The organism is Rhodospirillales bacterium (assembly GCA_016699855.1).
In the GTDB taxonomy this organism is placed as follows: Bacteria; Pseudomonadota; Alphaproteobacteria; order Reyranellales; family Reyranellaceae.
Genome location: CP064988.1, coordinates 3,293,374 through 3,309,315 on the forward strand (window position 1 = coordinate 3,293,374; position 15,942 = coordinate 3,309,315).

The 15,942-nt window shown below is 70.4% G+C and carries 13 protein-coding genes, 1 tRNA gene and 2 pseudogenes; 6 read left to right on the forward strand and 10 right to left on the reverse strand.

Annotated elements, in window-relative coordinates; genetic code table 11:
• Positions 1-78 precede the first annotated feature (78 nt).
• The gene (locus IPK81_15480) at positions 79-258 is read right to left on the reverse strand and encodes a hypothetical protein (protein QQS11009.1); all 180 of its coding nucleotides are present in this window, start codon (positions 256-258) and stop codon (positions 79-81) included.
• Between IPK81_15480 and IPK81_15485 the strand changes: the two genes are divergently transcribed.
• Positions 257-973 (forward strand): hypothetical protein, encoded by a 717-nt coding sequence (locus tag IPK81_15485; protein ID QQS11010.1) that lies wholly within the window; start codon positions 257-259, stop codon positions 971-973. The two genes, IPK81_15480 and IPK81_15485, sit on opposite strands and share 2 nt — an antisense overlap.
• On the opposite strand, the pseudogene IPK81_15490 reads toward IPK81_15485, so the two are convergent.
• From IPK81_15490 to IPK81_15505, 4 genes and pseudogenes are all read right to left on the reverse strand, one after another.
• Positions 970-1,421: pseudogene (locus IPK81_15490) on the reverse strand (LysE family translocator). The gene IPK81_15485 and the pseudogene IPK81_15490 sit on opposite strands and share 4 nt — an antisense overlap.
• Before the next feature lie 36 nt (positions 1,422-1,457).
• Positions 1,458-1,547 (reverse strand) — tRNA-Ser (locus IPK81_15495).
• Between the two features lie 134 nt (positions 1,548-1,681).
• Positions 1,682-3,470 (reverse strand): annotated as a pseudogene (locus IPK81_15500) (sulfatase-like hydrolase/transferase).
• Positions 3,467-5,527 carry a helix-turn-helix domain-containing protein gene (locus IPK81_15505; GenBank protein QQS15136.1) on the reverse strand — a complete coding sequence of 687 codons (2,061 nt, stop codon included), beginning with the start codon at positions 5,525-5,527 and terminating at the stop codon, positions 3,467-3,469. The pseudogene IPK81_15500 and the gene IPK81_15505 overlap by 4 nt, the downstream one beginning before the upstream one ends.
• Positions 5,528-5,854: 327 nt before the next feature.
• Between IPK81_15505 and rplU the strand changes: the two genes are divergently transcribed.
• The 4 genes from rplU to IPK81_15525 all read left to right on the forward strand — a co-directional run bounded on the left by rplU (position 5,855) and on the right by IPK81_15525 (position 9,233).
• Complete coding sequence (gene rplU, locus IPK81_15510) at positions 5,855-6,166, forward strand: 50S ribosomal protein L21 (GenBank protein QQS15137.1); 312 nt, start codon at positions 5,855-5,857, stop codon at positions 6,164-6,166.
• Positions 6,167-6,205: 39 nt separating this feature from the next.
• Positions 6,206-6,481 (forward strand): 50S ribosomal protein L27, encoded by a 276-nt coding sequence (rpmA, locus tag IPK81_15515; protein QQS11011.1) that lies wholly within the window; start codon positions 6,206-6,208, stop codon positions 6,479-6,481.
• Positions 6,482-6,638: 157 nt separating this feature from the next.
• Complete coding sequence (gene obgE, locus IPK81_15520; GenBank protein QQS11012.1) at positions 6,639-7,685, forward strand: GTPase ObgE; 1,047 nt, start codon at positions 6,639-6,641, stop codon at positions 7,683-7,685.
• Positions 7,686-7,793: 108 nt separating this feature from the next.
• Positions 7,794-9,233, forward strand: coding sequence for a glutamate 5-kinase (locus tag IPK81_15525; protein QQS15138.1), 1,440 nt, complete (start codon positions 7,794-7,796; stop codon positions 9,231-9,233).
• 287 nt (positions 9,234-9,520) lie between these two features.
• Here the strand turns inward: IPK81_15525 and IPK81_15530 are convergent, their stop codons facing one another.
• The 3 genes from IPK81_15530 to IPK81_15540 form a co-directional block, all read right to left on the reverse strand.
• A complete protein-coding gene (locus IPK81_15530; GenBank protein QQS11013.1) occupies positions 9,521-10,498 on the reverse strand; it encodes a tripartite tricarboxylate transporter substrate binding protein in 978 nt (325 codons plus the stop codon).
• 186 nt (positions 10,499-10,684) lie between these two features.
• Entirely contained in the window at positions 10,685-11,452 is a 768-nt protein-coding gene (locus IPK81_15535; protein QQS11014.1) for a D-alanyl-D-alanine carboxypeptidase family protein, read from the reverse strand.
• 72 nt (positions 11,453-11,524) lie between these two features.
• Complete coding sequence (locus tag IPK81_15540) at positions 11,525-11,869, reverse strand: SH3 domain-containing protein (protein QQS11015.1); 345 nt, start codon at positions 11,867-11,869, stop codon at positions 11,525-11,527.
• Positions 11,870-12,049: 180 nt separating this feature from the next.
• Here IPK81_15540 and IPK81_15545 point away from each other — a divergent pair, with 180 nt between their 5' ends.
• Complete coding sequence (locus IPK81_15545) at positions 12,050-12,445, forward strand: hypothetical protein (GenBank protein QQS11016.1); 396 nt, start codon at positions 12,050-12,052, stop codon at positions 12,443-12,445.
• 450 nt (positions 12,446-12,895) lie between these two features.
• Here the strand turns inward: IPK81_15545 and IPK81_15550 are convergent, their stop codons facing one another.
• A complete protein-coding gene (locus IPK81_15550) occupies positions 12,896-14,869 on the reverse strand; it encodes a hypothetical protein (GenBank protein ID QQS11017.1) in 1,974 nt (657 codons plus the stop codon).
• Positions 14,870-15,120: 251 nt separating this feature from the next.
• Positions 15,121-15,918 carry an endonuclease gene (locus tag IPK81_15555; protein QQS11018.1) on the reverse strand — a complete coding sequence of 266 codons (798 nt, stop codon included), beginning with the start codon at positions 15,916-15,918 and terminating at the stop codon, positions 15,121-15,123.
• Positions 15,919-15,942 lie beyond the last annotated feature (24 nt).

Consider the following 15,942-nt stretch of genomic DNA (forward strand, 5'->3'; position numbering starts at 1 on the left):
TTGGGTCCGCGGCCCAAGGGCGTTACCGGCCCTCCTGGCCGCGCTAGTGACGGCGGCTGGGAGGGCCGGCGCGATGCGCTACTCGCGGTCGCTTTGGTCGCCCTCCGGGCCGTCCTGGTCCTTGTCGACGCCCGGACGCTTCTCGGTCTGGTCCTTCTTCCGCCGGTCCAGGCGCTGCTGCTTGCGCAGTCCCTCGATCCGGCAGACCATGCCGCCCGCGTCGCGATGGGAATCGCGGCCGGTATGGGAGCACGTCATGGTCGACGAACTGCTGCACTTCTCGCGCACGCCGCGGGAGGCGGAGGTCGAGGGCGCCAAGCTCGACGAGACAAAACGCGGACGCGCGCCCAAGCCGCTGGAGCCGTTCGAGAAGGCCCGGTTGCACACGCCGGCCACGGCCAAGGACGTCGCCGCCGCCATCCGCCGCGTCTGGGGCGCAGGGTACATGAAGGGACCGGCTTCGCAGGACGCGGTCTGCGTGCTGTTGGGCCAATGGGGTGTCGAGACCTTCAAGGGGGTCGATGGCCAGGCCTGCCACAACTGGAACCTGGCCGGCATCAAGACGGCGCGGCCGGAAAGCGAGTGGCACTACCGCATGCAGACGCCGGATGACATGCCGGAGAAGGAGGCGGAGGCCTATGTCGCGGCGCAAAAGCGGCTGCGGCCGGGCAATCCGCTCGCCTTTTTCGACACTGACAAGAACTTGGCCGGCCCAGGCAAGCTGCGGGTCTGGCAAATCGCCTGCTTCCGTTCGAGCGAAAGTCTGGAGTCCGGCGCCAAGCTGTTCATCGGTACCGTGGCGCATTTTGCCGCCGCCCTGCCCTTCATGCATGCCGGCCAGCCCGAGGCCTATGCCAACGCCTTGAGCGATCAGGTGATGGGTCGGAACAAAGGCTGGTTCAACGCGCCGTCCTCTGCCTACCAGCACGGCATCCGGGTCCGCTTCGACAAGTACAAGGCGGCGGGGATCTAATCCGCGGGTCCGGCCGGAACCGCCGTCGCGAACACGCAGGCGAACAGCACGATCGCCTTGGGAGTGGTCAGCGTGACGAGGAAGCCGAACAGTAGCGAATTGCCCCCGCGCATCCGCGCGCGCCCGCCGCCGCGGGATCGACGTCGATCTCGATGACGGCGGGCTTGGCGCGCACCAGCTTGATGCCGAGATAGACCAGGTAGCCGCCGCCCAGCACGCGCACCGCCCAGGTCAGCCACTGGTATTCGACGAGGATCGCCGACAGGCCCAGCAGGCTCAGCGTCGCGTAGAATCCCAGGCCGGTCGACACGCCGATGGTCGTCAGCAGCCCGGCCGCCGTGCCGCGCGTCATCGAGGCGCGCACCACGGCGACGAAATCCGGTCCCGGCAGGATCAGCGCCGGGAAGAACACGCCGAACACGGCGATCAGGACGGCGAAGGTTTCCATCGCGGGCCCGCTACGGATCGATGGCGGCGCGGCGGATGGCGGAGGGGGTGGGATTCGAACCCACGGTACCCTTGCGAGCACAACAGTTTTCGAGACTGTCCCAATCGACCACTCTGGCACCCCTCCGGGATCCCTGACGGGACAGACACCGGGTTCGTCGACGGCGAGCGGGTTATATAGACGGCCCGCCGGCCGGGCAAGGGCTCGGCGCGGGGTGCCGGCCGCGTCCGCGACCGCCGCCCCCGCGCGCCGGCCGGCGCCTACAGGTCGACCTTGGAGATGCCCCACGTGATGTTGGGGATGTCCGGCATCTCGCGCCCGTCGTCGACGCCGATCTCGTCCTTGATCACGGCCTCGAGCTTGGCGTTCATCGCCATGATCGCGCCGGCGTTGGCGGCGCGGTCCAGCGCCAAGGTTGCGGGTCTCGCCGGGGTCGGTCTGGTGGTCGAACAGCTCGACGTCGTTGTGCCGGAACAGCTCGTCGATCGTGGTCGGCCGGTTGCGCTCGACCGGCGCGAAGTACCGGGTGAAGCGATAGCGGCCGTCGAACGCGCTGCGCACCGTGCCGCGCTTCTTGAGGTCCGGCTTGAATCCGGTCCGCTTGGCTTCCTCCATCGCGTTCTTGCCGGCGGCCATCGCCTTCAGCGCGAACTCGAACGCGCCGGCGTCGTTGGTGCCCAGCCCGCTGTAGGTGAACAGCGCCGCCTCGCGCGCCGCGTGCTTGCCCTGCGCGCCCGGCCGCGACAGCAGCGGCGCCAGATCCTTGCCCGGCAGCTTGCGTCCGGCGACCTCGGCGGCGCGCTCCGGCTTCAGCCCCGCCATGGAGAGGATCGTCGGCACGAGGTCGATGTGGCTCGTGAGCGAGGCGCAGGTCTGACCGCCCGCCACGTCGGGATGCACGATGTGCATCGGCAGGTGCAGCTCCTCCTCGTAGGCGAACGGCCCCTTGCCGCGCAGCCCGTGCGCGCCGGCCATCTCGCCGTGGTCGGAGGTGAACACGATGATCGTGCGCTGCGACAGGTTGAGCGCGTCGAGCTCGCGCTGCAGATCGGCGATCTGCTGGTCCACGGCGCGGATGCAGTTGACGTAGTAGTCGTTGAACCGCCGCCAGCGCTCCTCCTCGAGCGGGATGTTGCCCAGCACGTGGTCCCAGATCCGGTCGAACTCGCGGTGCGCCCCCGGGCGGCCCGGCGCGTCCAGCGGCTCCTTCAGGGTCGGCGCGACCGGCAGATCCCAAGTCGCCGCGTAGAGCTGGTGGGCGGGGGCGCGGGCGGCGTGCGACAACAACCTGCCATTGTCCTGGACGCGCTGGTCCGGCCGGTCGGTGTTGAAGTACATGATGTCGTGCGGGTTCACGAGGCTCATGTACATGCACCACGGCTTGCCCTCGTCGGCCATCGGCCGGCCCTTGGTGCGCAGCCAGTTGATGGCGCTCGCCGTCGTGAGGTGGTCGAAGCTGTAGCCGCCCAGCGTGTGGCCGATGACGTCGCCGGGCGAGAAGCAGTCGGCGAAGCCGTACTTCTCCATCTCCTCGGTGAGGAGCTTCTCGATCTTCTCGGTGTGGAACGCGCGGGAGAGGTGCCACTTGCCCTTGTACACCGTGTAGTACCCGGCCTTGCGCAGCATGTGGCCGACGGTCGGATTCTTCACCGGCAGGTCGCGCATCCACGGCACGTCGAGGTTCTCGAACATGCCGTTGTCCGGCGTCTGCAGACCGGAGATCAGCACCGAGCGCGACGACGTGCACATCGTCGCCGGGCAGTAGTGCGACGTGAACGTCGTGCCCGAGCGCATCAGGCGCTCGTGGCCCGGCAGCGACAGGCCCGTCGGCCATTTCGGGAAGTGGCGTTCCTGGTCGGTGAACACGAACACGATGTTGGGCGCGGACGCCGCGCGGCCGATCGCCGGCGCCGCCGGGGGCGCGCCGCTCTGCGCCCGCGCCTCGTGGACCGGTCCCAGGCCGGCCAGCGGCAGCGCCGCGACGCCCGCCGTCAACGCCATGAACTCGCGCCGCGACCGCGCCTCCGCGCCCTTCGCCTTCCCGCTCATGCTCCGCCCTCCTCGATGCCCTGCCGGGCCGATCTCGTCCTCGAATCGTACTGGAACCGCGCCGCCGTTAGAAGCGGTAGCCGCCGCCGACGATCGGTCCCGACATGTCCGCCTTGTAGAGGAACGCGCCGTTCCGGTACTTGTCGTAGAGATGGCGGTAGCCGACCTCGAACGTCATCCGGCCGCTCCGGTACTGCACGGTCCCCAGCGCCTGCCATGTCAGGTCGGAACCGCCGGCGCCCACGTCGAACGTCCCGCGAACCGCGAAATCGCCGCCCACCGGTATCCGCAGGGTCGCGCCGACGATGGCGTCGACCCAGCTCTCCGTCGTCTTCACGGCCAATAGCGGCGCCGCCTTCAGCTCCTGTCGCTGCGACCAGAACCGGCCGCCGACGAAGCCGTCGACCGTGATCGCCTTCTCGTCCTCGTAGAAGCGGTACGCCGCCGCCGCCGTCACGGTCCACGACCGCAGATCGGCGCTGAGCTGCTGCACGAGCGGACCGTTGCGCGACTCCTTGGCGCCCAGATCCATGTACATGACGTCGAGGATCATGGCGTAGCGCTGGTAGCGCACCTCGGTCGCCATCATCATCCCGAAATCGAAATGGTTCATGATGTCGCTGAACGACGCGTCCACCTTGCTGGGCGGCAGGAGCGATGTCGAGGCCACCTTTCCCTTGAGCCCGGCGGCCCAGAGGTACGGCGTGACGCGGACGCTCCAGCCCGGCGGCGTGGGCGAGGCGGGTTCCTGGGCCCGCGCGTCGAGCGCCGCCGACACCGCCGCCATCGCGGCGAGCATCGCGATCCCCCGCTTGCCAGCATATCGCATCGTGTCTCCGCGGACGCGTCGTCACCAAGGCGCGGCCGGGTCGCGCGGGCCGAAGATCCCGCCGCGGTCCATCGACCTCGCGGCGCGAAACTATGGACGGTGGCGCGCGGGCGCTATCCGTTCTGCGACACGCCCTTCGATTTTCACCGCTGGGCCGGCGCGCGGCGCCGCGCGAGCGGGCGTCGGCGCGGCCACGCGCCGGGGTCCCCATGTCGAACCACGTCGCGATCCGCGCTGGACGCGCCCGTTCGACCGTCCGCCGGCGCGTCTCGCTCGGCGTCTCCGCGAAAAGCGCGTGGTAGTTCACCGAGAACCGGCCGAGGTGCCAGAAGCCGTGCCGGATCGCGACGGTCGTGACGGTCTCGTCGATCACGGCGGGGTCGAGCAGATCCTCGCGCGCCGCCCGCAACGCGCGCAGTTGGAGGTACTCCTTCGGCCCGACGCCGAGGACGTCGGCGAACGCCCGTTCCAGCGTCCGGCGCCCGATCCCCAGGGCGATGCAGATCCCGGTGATGTTGCGCGCCGGTTCCGCCGCGGCGTCGAGGAGGCCGTCCACCGCGCGGACGACGCTCATCGCGTTGGCGACCGGTCCGTCCTCGCGCCTCGCCGCGGCGGCTTCGACGCCGGCCATCAGCGTCGTCACATACCGGTCGGCCACGGCCCGTTCGACGTTGCGCCGCCAGACCGGATCGTCGAACAGCGCCGGAGTCCGGCGCGCGAAGGCGTCCACCGCCGCCAGCGTGTCGGCCAGGGCCGCGCCGGCAGCGTCCGGCGGCGACGTCGCGAGGAAACCTCTCCGCCATGGCGGATCGCGCCTCGACAGGGCGGACCATGCCCTCTGGAAATCGGCGCGGGGAAGCCGCAGCCCGATCCAGTCGATCCCGGCGCCCACCCGCGCGTCGGTGGATGTGCCGGCGTCGACGGCCAGCACCATCCCCTGCCGCACCGGGGCGCCCAGGACGCGCGCGCCGGCCGGCGTCCGGTTCGGGAACACCAGATTGACGGCGTCCGGCTGGAGCGTCGCGGCGAAGCGCATGTCGACGGTGAAATTGACACGCCGGATCGCGGCCCGATCCAACGGAAGGAGCCCGATCTCGCCCCGGAGGCGTCCCTGTCCGATCTGGACGTGTTGGCTGGAGGACGTCGGCAGGAAGGCGCTCAACGCCGCCTCGGAGAACCCGTCGAGCCGCGCGAACACCGGGCGCCGAGGTACCGCCAGCCCGCCCATGCCCGTGCCATCTCCTCGTTCGACGCTTCTCAGGCGGGAAGTATAGTCGCCGCGACCTCGGGTGTCGCCGCCTTCGCGACCCCTAACGCCCCGTCCCCGCGAGTCTCAACCGATTGTGAAACAACACGGAATTGTCGAATTTCAGCCTTGGCGGCGGCGATGGCCGCGGCACCCGATGGCGGCCGCGCCGGCGTTGACTCGGCGGCGGCGGTGCGTATATTGCGCGCCGCGACGGAGGGCGGGCCGAGACCCGCCTTCGAACGTTTTTGGGGTACTCCGGCCACCGCCTTCGCGCGCCGCCGACCGCCCCCGGACAGGGTGATGACGATGTATGCGGTGATTCGCACCGGCGGCAAGCAGTACCGCGTGGCCGCCGACGACGTGGTCCTGGTCGACCGCCTGACCGGCGAGGCCGGCACCTCGGTGGAGTTCGGCGACGTGCTCGCCGTTGGCGGCGAGGGCGGCCTCAAGGTCGGCGCGCCGACCGTGGCCGGCGCCAAAGTGACGGCGTCGATCGTCGAGCAGCACAAGGGCCGCACCATCCTCGTGTTCAAGAAGCGGCGCCGCCAGAACTCGCGGCGCAAGAACGGCCATCGTCAGCTCATGACGAAGGTCAAGATCGAGAGCATCGTCGCCTGAGGCCTTCGCCCGGCGGCTTGGAATTCTGGAGTATCGGTCATGGCACACAAGAAAGCGGGCGGCTCGTCGCGTAACGGCCGCGACTCCGAGAGCAAGCGCCTCGGCGTCAAGCGGTTCGGCGACCAGGCCGTGCTCGCCGGCAACGTGCTGGTGCGCCAGCGCGGCACCAAGATGGCCGCCGGCGTCAACGTCGGCGTCGGCCGCGACCACACGCTGTTCGCCCTCGTCGACGGCAAGGTGAAGTTCGCCACCAAGTCGGGCGGCAAGGTCTTCGTCAGCGTGCAGCCGGCCCCGGCCGCCATGGCGGCCGAATAGCCTTTCCCCGCGCTTCGGGATCACGAGGGGGAATGGCTCGCCATTCCCCCTTTTGCTTTTTGTGGACGCGGGCGGCCCTCCGCCCGGCACGACGCCCCGCCAGTCCCCATATGTCCCGCGTAGTCTCCACCCAAACACATCCGTTCCGGTCGCCGCCATGAAGTTCCTCGATCAGGCCAAGGTGTTCGTCCGCAGCGGCGCGGGCGGCGCCGGCGCGTGCAGCTTCCGGCGCGAGAAATTCATCGAGTTCGGCGGCCCGGACGGCGGCGACGGCGGGCGCGGCGGCGACATCGTGATCGAGGTGGTCGACAACCTGAACACGCTGATCGACTACCGCTACGCCCAGCACTTCAAGGCCGAGCGCGGGCACCACGGCATGGGCCGCGACCGCACCGGCGGCCGCGGCGAGGACGTCGTCCTGCGCCTGCCGCGCGGCACGCAGGTGCTGGCCGAGGACGGCGAGACGCTGCTCGCCGATCTCACGCGGATCGGCCAGCGCGTCGTGCTGCTGCCGGGCGGCGAGGGCGGCGCCGGCAACACGCGCTACAAATCCGCGACCAACCGCGCGCCGCGCCGCTTCGGACCGGGCGGCGACGCCAAGGAGATGTGGATCTGGCTGCGGCTGAAGCTGATCGCCGACATCGGCCTGGTCGGGCTGCCCAACGCCGGCAAGTCGACCTTCCTCGCCGCCACCTCGCGCGCCAAGCCGAAGATCGCCGCCTATCCGTTCACGACGCTGCATCCCAACCTCGGCGTCGTGACGGTCGACGACGGCGAGTTCGTGATCGCCGACATCCCGGGCCTGATCGAGGGCGCCAGCGAGGGCGCCGGGCTGGGCACGCGCTTCCTCGGCCACATCGAGCGCTGCGGCGCGCTGCTGCATCTCGTCGACGCCACCCAGGACGACGTGGTCGGCGCGTGGCGCACCGTGCGCGCCGAGCTCAAGGCCTATGGCGGCGGGCTGGCGCGCAAGAAGGAGATCCTCGCGCTCAACAAGGTCGACGCGCTGACGCCCGAGGAGATCGAGCGCAAGCGCGCGCTGCTGGCCCGCGCCAGCCGGCGCGCGGTGCACGCGATCTCCGGCGCCACCGGCATCGGCCTGCCGCCGGTGCTGCGCCTGCTGCGCAAGATCGCCGACACCCGCCGCGCCAAGGAGTCGCCCGCCGCGCGCGACGCCCTGCTGCGCGAGGAAGCCTCGCCGTGACCATGCGCGTTCATAGCCGGCACCGCGACCCCCCACCCCGGCCCTCCCCCACAAGGGGGGAGGGGGGAAGAGGGCATCGTGTCCACGTCGCCAGGACATCAGGAGTGGATGCACGCGCGATCGCGCGCCCGACCTCATGCTCCCTCCCCCCTTGTGGGGGAGGGTCGGGGTGGGGGGTGCCACCGCGCCGCGCCGTGGACGGAGCGTCGCGATGACGACGCGCCGCGATACGCCGCCCGCGCTGCGCGTGGTCGCGCGCGGCGTGCGTTCGGTGGCGCCGACGTCGCATCTCGCCGCCGATGTGCCGCGACCTGTGCCGTCGCCGGATTCGCCGTCGCGCGCCGGGCGTGGCCCGCTTCCCCTCGCGCCGCGCACCGGCCGCGTCGACGACAACGCGCCCGCCGGGAGGCGGCGTCCGTGACCACGCGCGGCGACAGGCGTCTCGCCGGCGCCAGACGTCTCGTCCTCAAGATCGGCTCGTCGCTGATCGTCGACGAGGCGTCGGGCGCGGTGCGCCAGGACTGGCTCGACGCTCTGGCCGACGACGTCGCGCGCCTGCGCGCCGCCGGCGCGGAGATCATCGTGGTGTCGTCCGGCGCCATCCGGCTGGGCCGCGCGCGGCTGGCGCTGCCGCGCGGCGCGCTGCGGCTGGAGCAGAAGCAGGCCGCCGCCGCCGTCGGCCAGATCGACCTCGCCGCCGCGTGGAGCCGCACGCTGGCGCGCCACGGCATCGTCGCCGCGCAGCTGCTGCTGACGCTGGAGGACAGCGAGTCGCGCGACCGCTACCTCAACGCGCGCCGCACGACGACCACGCTGCTGGAGCAGGGCGCGGTGCCGGTGATCAACGAGAACGACACCGTCGCCACCGCCGAGATCCGCTTCGGCGACAACGACCGGCTTGCGGCGCGCGTGGCCGAGATGACCAGCGCCGACACGCTCGTCCTGTTCTCCGACATCGACGGGCTCTACAGCGCCGACCCGAGGCGCGATCCCGACGCGCGCTTCATCCCGGAGGTGCGCAAGCTCACGCCCGAGATCGAGGCGATGGCCGGCGTTGCGCAGAGCGAGCTCAGCAACGGCGGCATGGTCACCAAGCTGATGGCGGCGCGCATCGCCATGGCGGCGGGCTGCCGCATGGCGATCGTCGACGGCCGCCCGGCGCATCCCTTGGCGGCGCTGCTCGACGGCGCGGCGCGCTGCACCTGGTTCCTGCCGGCGGCCAAGCCCGACGCCGCGCGCAAGCGCTGGATCGCCGGCACGCTCAAGCCCGCCGGCGCGCTGGTGGTCGACGACGGCGCCGCGCGCGCGCTGGGCGCCGGCAAGAGCCTGCTGCCGGCCGGCGTGGTGGCGGTCGAGGGCGAGTTCGCGGTCGGCGCGCCGGTGCTGGTGCGCGACAAGGCCGGCCGCACCCTGGCGCGCGGTCTCGTCGCCTACGCCGCCGAGGACGCCCGCCGCATCGCCGGCCGCAAGAGCGCCGACATCGAGGCCGCGCTGGGCTGGCGCGGCCCCGACGAGCTGATCCACCGCGACGACCTGGCGATGGCGTAGCCGCCGGCGGACCACGTCCGCCCGCGCCGCTACGCCCTGGTATCGGTGTCCGTGGTCACGCGCCCGGCCGCGGTGCCGCTACGCCTTGGTGTCGGCTTCCTTGGTCACCCCGGAGCCGCCCGCGGGCGGCCTAAGCCTTGATGTCGGCTTCCTTCGTCGCCCGCAGAGCCGCCGTCCGGCGGCCTAAGCCTTGATGTCGGCTTCCTTGGTCACCCCGGAGCCGCCTGCGGGCGGCCTACGCCTTGATGTCGGCTTCCTTGGTCACCCCGGAGCCGCCTGCGAGCGGCCTAAGCCTTGATGTCGGCTTCCTTGGTCACCCGCGCCCACTTCTCGATGTCCGAGCGGATGCGCTTGGCGAAGTCGGCGCGCGACTCGCCGCCGGCCTGCGCCGACTGCTCGGTCCAGATGCGGACCATCTTCTCGGTCTTCAGCGCCGCCACCACCTCGGTGTACATGCGCTCGACGATCGGCGCCGGCGTGCCCTTGATGGCCCACAGCCCGTACCACGTCGCCACCTCCCAGCCCGGCACGCCGGCCTCGGCGGCCGTCGGGATATCGGGGAACTCGGTCACGCGCTTCTGCGTCGCCACGGCCAGGCCGCGCAGCTTGCCGGCCTTGATCTGCGACGCCGAGGTGCCCATGCCGTCGAACATCATGTCGACCTGGCCGGCCAGCAGGTCGTTCATCGCGGGGCCGGCGCCCTTGAACGGCACGTGCACGATGTTGGTCTTGGTCAGCAGCTTGAACAGCTCGCCGGCGTAGTGGTGCGCGGTGCCGGCGCCGGGCGAGGCGTAGTTCACCTTGCCGGGGTTCTTGCGCACGTAGTCGAGGAACTCGGCCATGGTCTTGACCGGCACCCGGGTGGGGTTGATCGACACCACCTGCGGCACCAGCGCCAGCATGGTGATCGGCTCGAACGCCTGCTCGAGGTCGTAGTCCAGCGTCTTGTAGATGTTGGGCGCGATGGTGTGGTGGGTGGCGCCGACGAAGAACATGTAGCCGTCGGGCTTGGCCTTGGCCGCCAGCGAGGCGCCGAGCGTGCCGCCGGCGCCGCCCTTGTTGTCGATGATGACCTGCTGCTTGAGCTGCTCGCTGAGCTGGGCGGCGATCGGGCGGGCGAACACGTCGGTGCCGCCGCCGGCCGGGAACGGATTGAGGAAGGTGATCGGCCGTTCGGGCCATGCCTGCGCGCGCGCGATACCCGGGGCGGCGAGGAGGCCGGCGGCCCCGGCGACGGCGGCGCGGCGGCCCAGCTTGGTGGTCATGGTCGTTGTCCCCCTAGGACGTTTTCATTGCGGGAGACATACCACATCATCAGCCGCCGCTGGAAGCGGCGGCGCGCCGGGGCGCGTCCGGCGGCTGGCGGAAGCGGGCCGGCGGTGCGCCTCGGCCGCTGGCGCGGCGTGCGGGATGGACGAGGGCGGGCGCGCGCCCGCCGCCGACGGGGCCGGTCAGCGGATCTCGACGTGCACGCAGCCGTTGCGCTCCTTCAGGATCGTGCCGTTGTAGAGCGTCGAATTGGCGCCGGCGACCATGGTGGCGACCCGCACCTGCTCGGCGTCGGCCGGCCCGCCGATGTCGATCGCCTTGCCCTTCTGGTGCGGGCTGGTGCCGGGCCGCGCCACCTGCTGGCCGATGGCGCGCAGCTCGGTGACCATCGCCGCGTAGCGCGCGTCGCCGGTCATGGCGCCGATCGTGTCGTAGCGCGCCCCCAGCCGCGTCCGCAGCTCGGCGGCGTAGGTGACGGTCCACATGTTGTCGATGATGCGCTGCTGGTCGGCGGCCGAGCGGTAGGCCGAGGTGCATTTGCTCTGCGCCGGCAGCAGCGGCGAGAGGATCATCCACGCCGTCTTGAGCTGCGGCGTGTTGAAGTTGACCCCGGCGTTGACCGGGCTGAGCGCCCAGCCGTTCATGAACTTGTGCGTCGTGCCGCCGGGCGAGATCACGCCGTCCGGCGTCTTCATGAACAGGCTCTGGAACTCCTTGATCCAGCCCACCGTGATGTCGTCGCAGACGCCGGTGGGCATGCGCGAGATCTCGCCGCGCGGCCCCAGCCCGGCGTAGCTCTGGCCGCGCAGCGGCACGCCCTCCCAGCTCGAGGTCTCGCGGATCGCCATCAGCTTGCCCTGCACGGCGCTCACGTCGGCGGCGCGGTTGGCGGCGCCGGGTCCGCCGACGGACCCGGACATCAGGATCGGCGTGGGGGCGGTGATCGGCATTGTGCATCTCCGTGTGAATACTCGCTCATTTTAGAGTCGAGCATCGCCACGGTCAAGCCGCCGCCGGCGCCGTCAGTCGCAGACCTCGAACGTGCCCGCCACCTTGGCGCCGATCGGGCAGATGATGCCGCCCCAGTGGTAGCCGGTCCGGCCGCGGAAGCGGATCTTGAACCACGGGCTGCCGTTGTGGTCCGGCGCGTTCGACACCTCCAGCACCGTGATCGGCTCGCGCTCCGCCAGCGTCGCGATCGCCGCCGACCCCATGCCCGGGGCCGCCCGCACGATGCCGCCCCACGAGCGCGCCTCGAACGGGAAGCCGCCGGCCGGGCCCTGCGCGCCGGCGTCGCCGCCGGAGGCCCCGGCCGCGGCGAGTCCGATCGCGAGGAACGCCGCCGCCGCGCGTCGCTTGAGTGCCATCGTCGCCGCCTCTCCCGTGTCTTCGCTCCGGATATCTAGCCGCGCGCCACCGGCCGGCGCCAGACGATTGTCGGCGCGTCGGCCGCCGCGCGGAATCCGGGTTGAGCGGAACCCCGGAAGGTGGTGCGATGCCTCCGCGCGCGACGCCGTCGCCCGCCCGTATCCCGGGAGACCGCCCACATGGCGACGATCCAGCGCCTCGTCCTGTCCGTGCTGCTGGCGCTCGCCGCGGCGCTCGCGTCGATCCCCGCGTCGGCGCAGTACGATCCCGAGGCGCCGTGCGGACGCGACCAGTGGGGCCGGCCGCTGGCCTGCGCGCGGCCGCCCGCCAGCCAGAACCTCGAGGCCGCGTGCATCACAACGGGCCGGCTCGAGAACTGCGTGCCCTACCACAAGAACTCGTGCGAGATCCGGGGCTTCGCGACGGCCTGCCGGCTCTACCAGATGGGCATGAACTGCTACGGCGGCGATCCCAACGTCTGCAACTATTACGTCACGCTGCTGCGCGCGAACACGTCCTGCCAGCTCGACCGCAACCAGCAGGCCTGCGCCTGGCTGCAACAGCAGCAATTCTGACGCGGGGCGCTTCCGCCGACCCTGCCTCTCCGTCATTCCGAACTATTCGTCATTCCGCGTTATTCGTCATTCCGAGCTATTCGTCATTCCGAGCTATTCGTCATTCCGAGCGCAGCGAGGGATCTTTCCGCGGCGGAAGGATTCCTCGCCGCGCTTGGAATGACAGCGGGGTCGGTTCGACAATGCGGTTGGCACGACAGCGCTTGGCCGTGGCGACGGCGCGGTCGTTGCGACAAGGCGGGCACGGCGGCGGCGTGGGGTCGTCGCGGCGGGGTGCCGCCGGATCCGTCGTCTCACCACCACATGTCATCCCGAGCATGGCGAGGGATCCAGGCACCGCTCCTGGATCCCTCGCCATGCTCGGGATGACAGGATGGTGCTCGCGATGACAGGGTGATCGTCGCGATGACGGCGAGGCGCGGCGCGACGCCGCTGCCACCGCCCGGCGGCCTACGGCTTCGCCCGCTCGAAATTGCGCACCGGGCGCGCGCCCGACGTGGCGAGGTCGACGAGGCGCAACCAGTCGTCGGCGCCGGCGTCGGTGTTGTCGCGCGACACCACCAGCACCGGCTTTCCGTCCTCGAAGAACGCCGCGCGAATGCGCTCCACCCGCGTCGCCCGGACCGGCCCGGCCACGACCTTGCCGTCCCAGTCGAGGTGCCGCGCCGAGATCTCGTCGCCCTCGACCACGATCAGGCTGCCGCCGTCCGGCGCCACGACGATGCGCCCGACCGCGCCGATCTCCGACGCCTTCAGCGGCGCGCCGGCGAGGACGCCGTCGCGGCCGACGCGCACCACCGTGCCGTCGACCAGCCCGACCGCGAAGCCCGCGCCCGCCGGCAGCGCCGCGACGCTGCGCGTGCCGGCCGGCAGCGCGGTCCTGACCACGCGCTTGTCGGCGGGATACGCCAGCCACACCGCCGGCCGCTCGTCGGCCACCGCGATCACGTCGCCCGCGGTCGACACCGCCAGGCCCATGACCCGCATCGGCTTCGCCTCGCCGTCGACCAGCGTGAACGCGACGGCCGCCCCGCCGGCCCGCGGCCAGCTCCGCAGCTCGTTGCCCGGCCCGGCGGCGGCGATGCGCGTCCCGTCGGCCGAGAACGCGACGTGGAAATCCTGCAGCCCGTACCGCGAATGCGCCGCGATCCACGCCGGCGCACCCGACGGCGCCACCAGCCCGAGCGTCGCCGAGGCGAACGCCGCCACCATCGATCCGTCGGCCGGCAGCGCCGTGGCGCCGTAGCTGCCCCCCGCGCCGGTCTGGACGCGGCGGACGAACTTGCCCTGCCGGGTGAACAGGTCGACCCAGCCGCCGCGCTCCGCCGCGACGATCGCCTCGTCGTCGGCGCCGGCGGCCGCCTCGCCCAGCGCGTAGTTCTCGAACCCCGCCGGCCCCACCAGCCGCTTGCCGGCGCCCGACCACAGCGTCGCCCTGTCGTCGCCGTCAAAGCTGGCGATCCCGCGTCCGCCGGCCAGCGCCACGATGTGGCTGGCGTAATTCTCCTGGTCGCCGAACTTCGCGAGGAGCGGCGGCGCCAGCCGCAGGATCGCCGGCGCCTCCATGCCGTACAGCAGCACCGCGTCGCCGGACGTCGTGAAGGTGGCGCCGCTGGCCAGCAGGTGGTGCTCCGCCGGCTCCCTGCCCTTGGGTTGGACCCGCCGCCCCGCAGCGTCGAAAACCGCCGTCGCGAACGGACCGCCGCCGTAAGTGATGGCGAACCGCCCGCCGGCCGGCGCCACGGCCAGCTTGAACATCGCGTTCTCGTCGTACCGGGCGACGGTCAGCTCCTTGTTGAGCGGCTTCAGGTCGATCACGCGCTGGACCGCGCCGTCCATCCCGCGGAAGCGCGCCACCCAGTCGTCGGCCACCACCATCAGCCCGCCCTCGGGCCGGAAGCCGAAGCCGTAGGCGCGCTGCGGCGAGACGCCGAACACCGACCGCGGCAGCAACCGCCGGCCGGCGCCACCGCCCTCGACCGCGAACGTCGCCATCCAGCCATGCGGATTGCCGACCGCGACCCAGTCGCCCTTCGGCGCCACCGCCAGCCCCGCGACCTCGCCGATGCCGCTGGGCACGGGCTTGCCGACCGGCCGGCCGGCCTCGTCGAGCAGGAAGAGATGCGCCGTCGGCGTGCCGTCGTCCGGCGCGTGCGGCGCGACGTGCACGGTGAACGCGCCCTTGGGTCCGACCGCGAAGGTGGCGGCGCCCAGCGGCCCGAACGGCGCGAACGCCGCGGTGCCGGCGGCGCGGTCGAAGCGCAGCCGCAGCAGGCGTTTTTCGACGTGCTGGCTGTAGACCGCGATCAGATCGGCGTCGGCCGCCACGGCGATGGGGCCGGGGTACTGCGCGGCGGCCGGCGCGGCGCAGAGGAGGGCGGCGAGGGTGGAGGCCGATGTGAGGAGGCGGCGGGGGAGAGTCACGCGGGGGGCCTCGCCGCTGAGAATGGGAAAATTAAGGACGCGAAAGCGGGAAACGTAAGAAGAGCAGATAGCGATGCCAGCGCAATGACGTCATCCGAAGCGCTCAAGCGCCATTCCTTGCGGGTAGTTGCGTCGCCAAATGACTTCGTAGCATCCGACGGCTCTCGCACGCCACGACACGACGGCGAACTCGATCATGCACTAGCGGCTACCTCTTGTGGCCGGGATGAGGCGATACTGTGAGCACACGCCTATGGGAGCTTATATGTCGATAGATCCGTTGCTGTGATCGCGCTGGCATCGGTAAGTCGGTAGTGTTGCTCGCGCACGATCGACACGTCATTTCCGTCAAACAACAACTCGAACATTGCAATGACATCATTGGGCATGAACTGTGCCGAAACGGGTCGCAGCACGCAATTGGCATAGCGCGGAACACTCTGGCAAAACACCGTATCCTGAATCGTTTGAATCACGCCGAGAATGTCTTTTCCGCCCTTGGCTTGCACAGGTACAATGTACTGCGCACCGCGCGCATCAACTCCAATGTAGAGCTCATCAATTTCAATTTGTCCGTAGTTGCTAATCTTTGTACGAAGGTGATTTTGCAGGGAGTACGCGGTGATGCCGAGAAAGGTATCAATCAGACGATTGTATCGGATCTTCGCAAGGAGAGCTTGCTCATCAGACAGCGCATAGTGACCAATTATCTCGGGCGTAGAGTCTGGAATCTTCCTAACTAGAAGCCCCTTGTTTGGATAAATATATGCAACATTACTTTGTCGGAATCGATACATAGCGTCTCCAGCTCCAAGGATAAGCCAATGCATATCTGGAGCTTGATGATCAAGGATTGATTGTGGGAGCTTCTTTCGATATCTGAAATAGTAAACAAGATCACCGTAGTTTTTCGGTGGTTTTACGTCGACATTCTTGGCGCTGACGCCGATCTCGTCGCGATGAAAAACGAAATCTGCCTGACCTTTGTGTAGGCGCCCAAAGATGTCCTCGATAATTGCTTGATAGCGCTTCAATTTGCTCACAGCCATCAGTTTGCTCCGTTCGTCGACGGT

Bases quoted from the DNA above. Each gene is read 5' to 3' on its own strand.
- obgE (QQS11012.1), top strand. From the start codon at position 6,639: ATGAAGTTCCTCGATCAGGCCAAGGTGTTCGTCCGCAGCGGCGCGGGC.
- IPK81_15535 (QQS11014.1), bottom strand. From the start codon at position 11,452: ATGCCGATCACCGCCCCCACGCCGATCCTGATGTCCGGGTCCGTCGGC.
- IPK81_15485 (QQS11010.1), top strand. From the start codon at position 257: ATGGTCGACGAACTGCTGCACTTCTCGCGCACGCCGCGGGAGGCGGAG.
- rplU (QQS15137.1), top strand. From the start codon at position 5,855: ATGTATGCGGTGATTCGCACCGGCGGCAAGCAGTACCGCGTGGCCGCC.
- IPK81_15505 (QQS15136.1), bottom strand. From the start codon at position 5,527: ATGGGCGGGCTGGCGGTACCTCGGCGCCCGGTGTTCGCGCGGCTCGAC.
- rpmA (QQS11011.1), top strand. From the start codon at position 6,206: ATGGCACACAAGAAAGCGGGCGGCTCGTCGCGTAACGGCCGCGACTCC.
- IPK81_15525 (QQS15138.1), top strand. From the start codon at position 7,794: ATGCACGCGCGATCGCGCGCCCGACCTCATGCTCCCTCCCCCCTTGTG.
- IPK81_15545 (QQS11016.1), top strand. From the start codon at position 12,050: ATGGCGACGATCCAGCGCCTCGTCCTGTCCGTGCTGCTGGCGCTCGCC.
- IPK81_15480 (QQS11009.1), bottom strand. From the start codon at position 258: ATGACGTGCTCCCATACCGGCCGCGATTCCCATCGCGACGCGGGCGGC.
- IPK81_15540 (QQS11015.1), bottom strand. From the start codon at position 11,869: ATGGCACTCAAGCGACGCGCGGCGGCGGCGTTCCTCGCGATCGGACTC.
- IPK81_15555 (QQS11018.1), bottom strand. From the start codon at position 15,918: ATGGCTGTGAGCAAATTGAAGCGCTATCAAGCAATTATCGAGGACATC.
- IPK81_15530 (QQS11013.1), bottom strand. From the start codon at position 10,498: ATGACCACCAAGCTGGGCCGCCGCGCCGCCGTCGCCGGGGCCGCCGGC.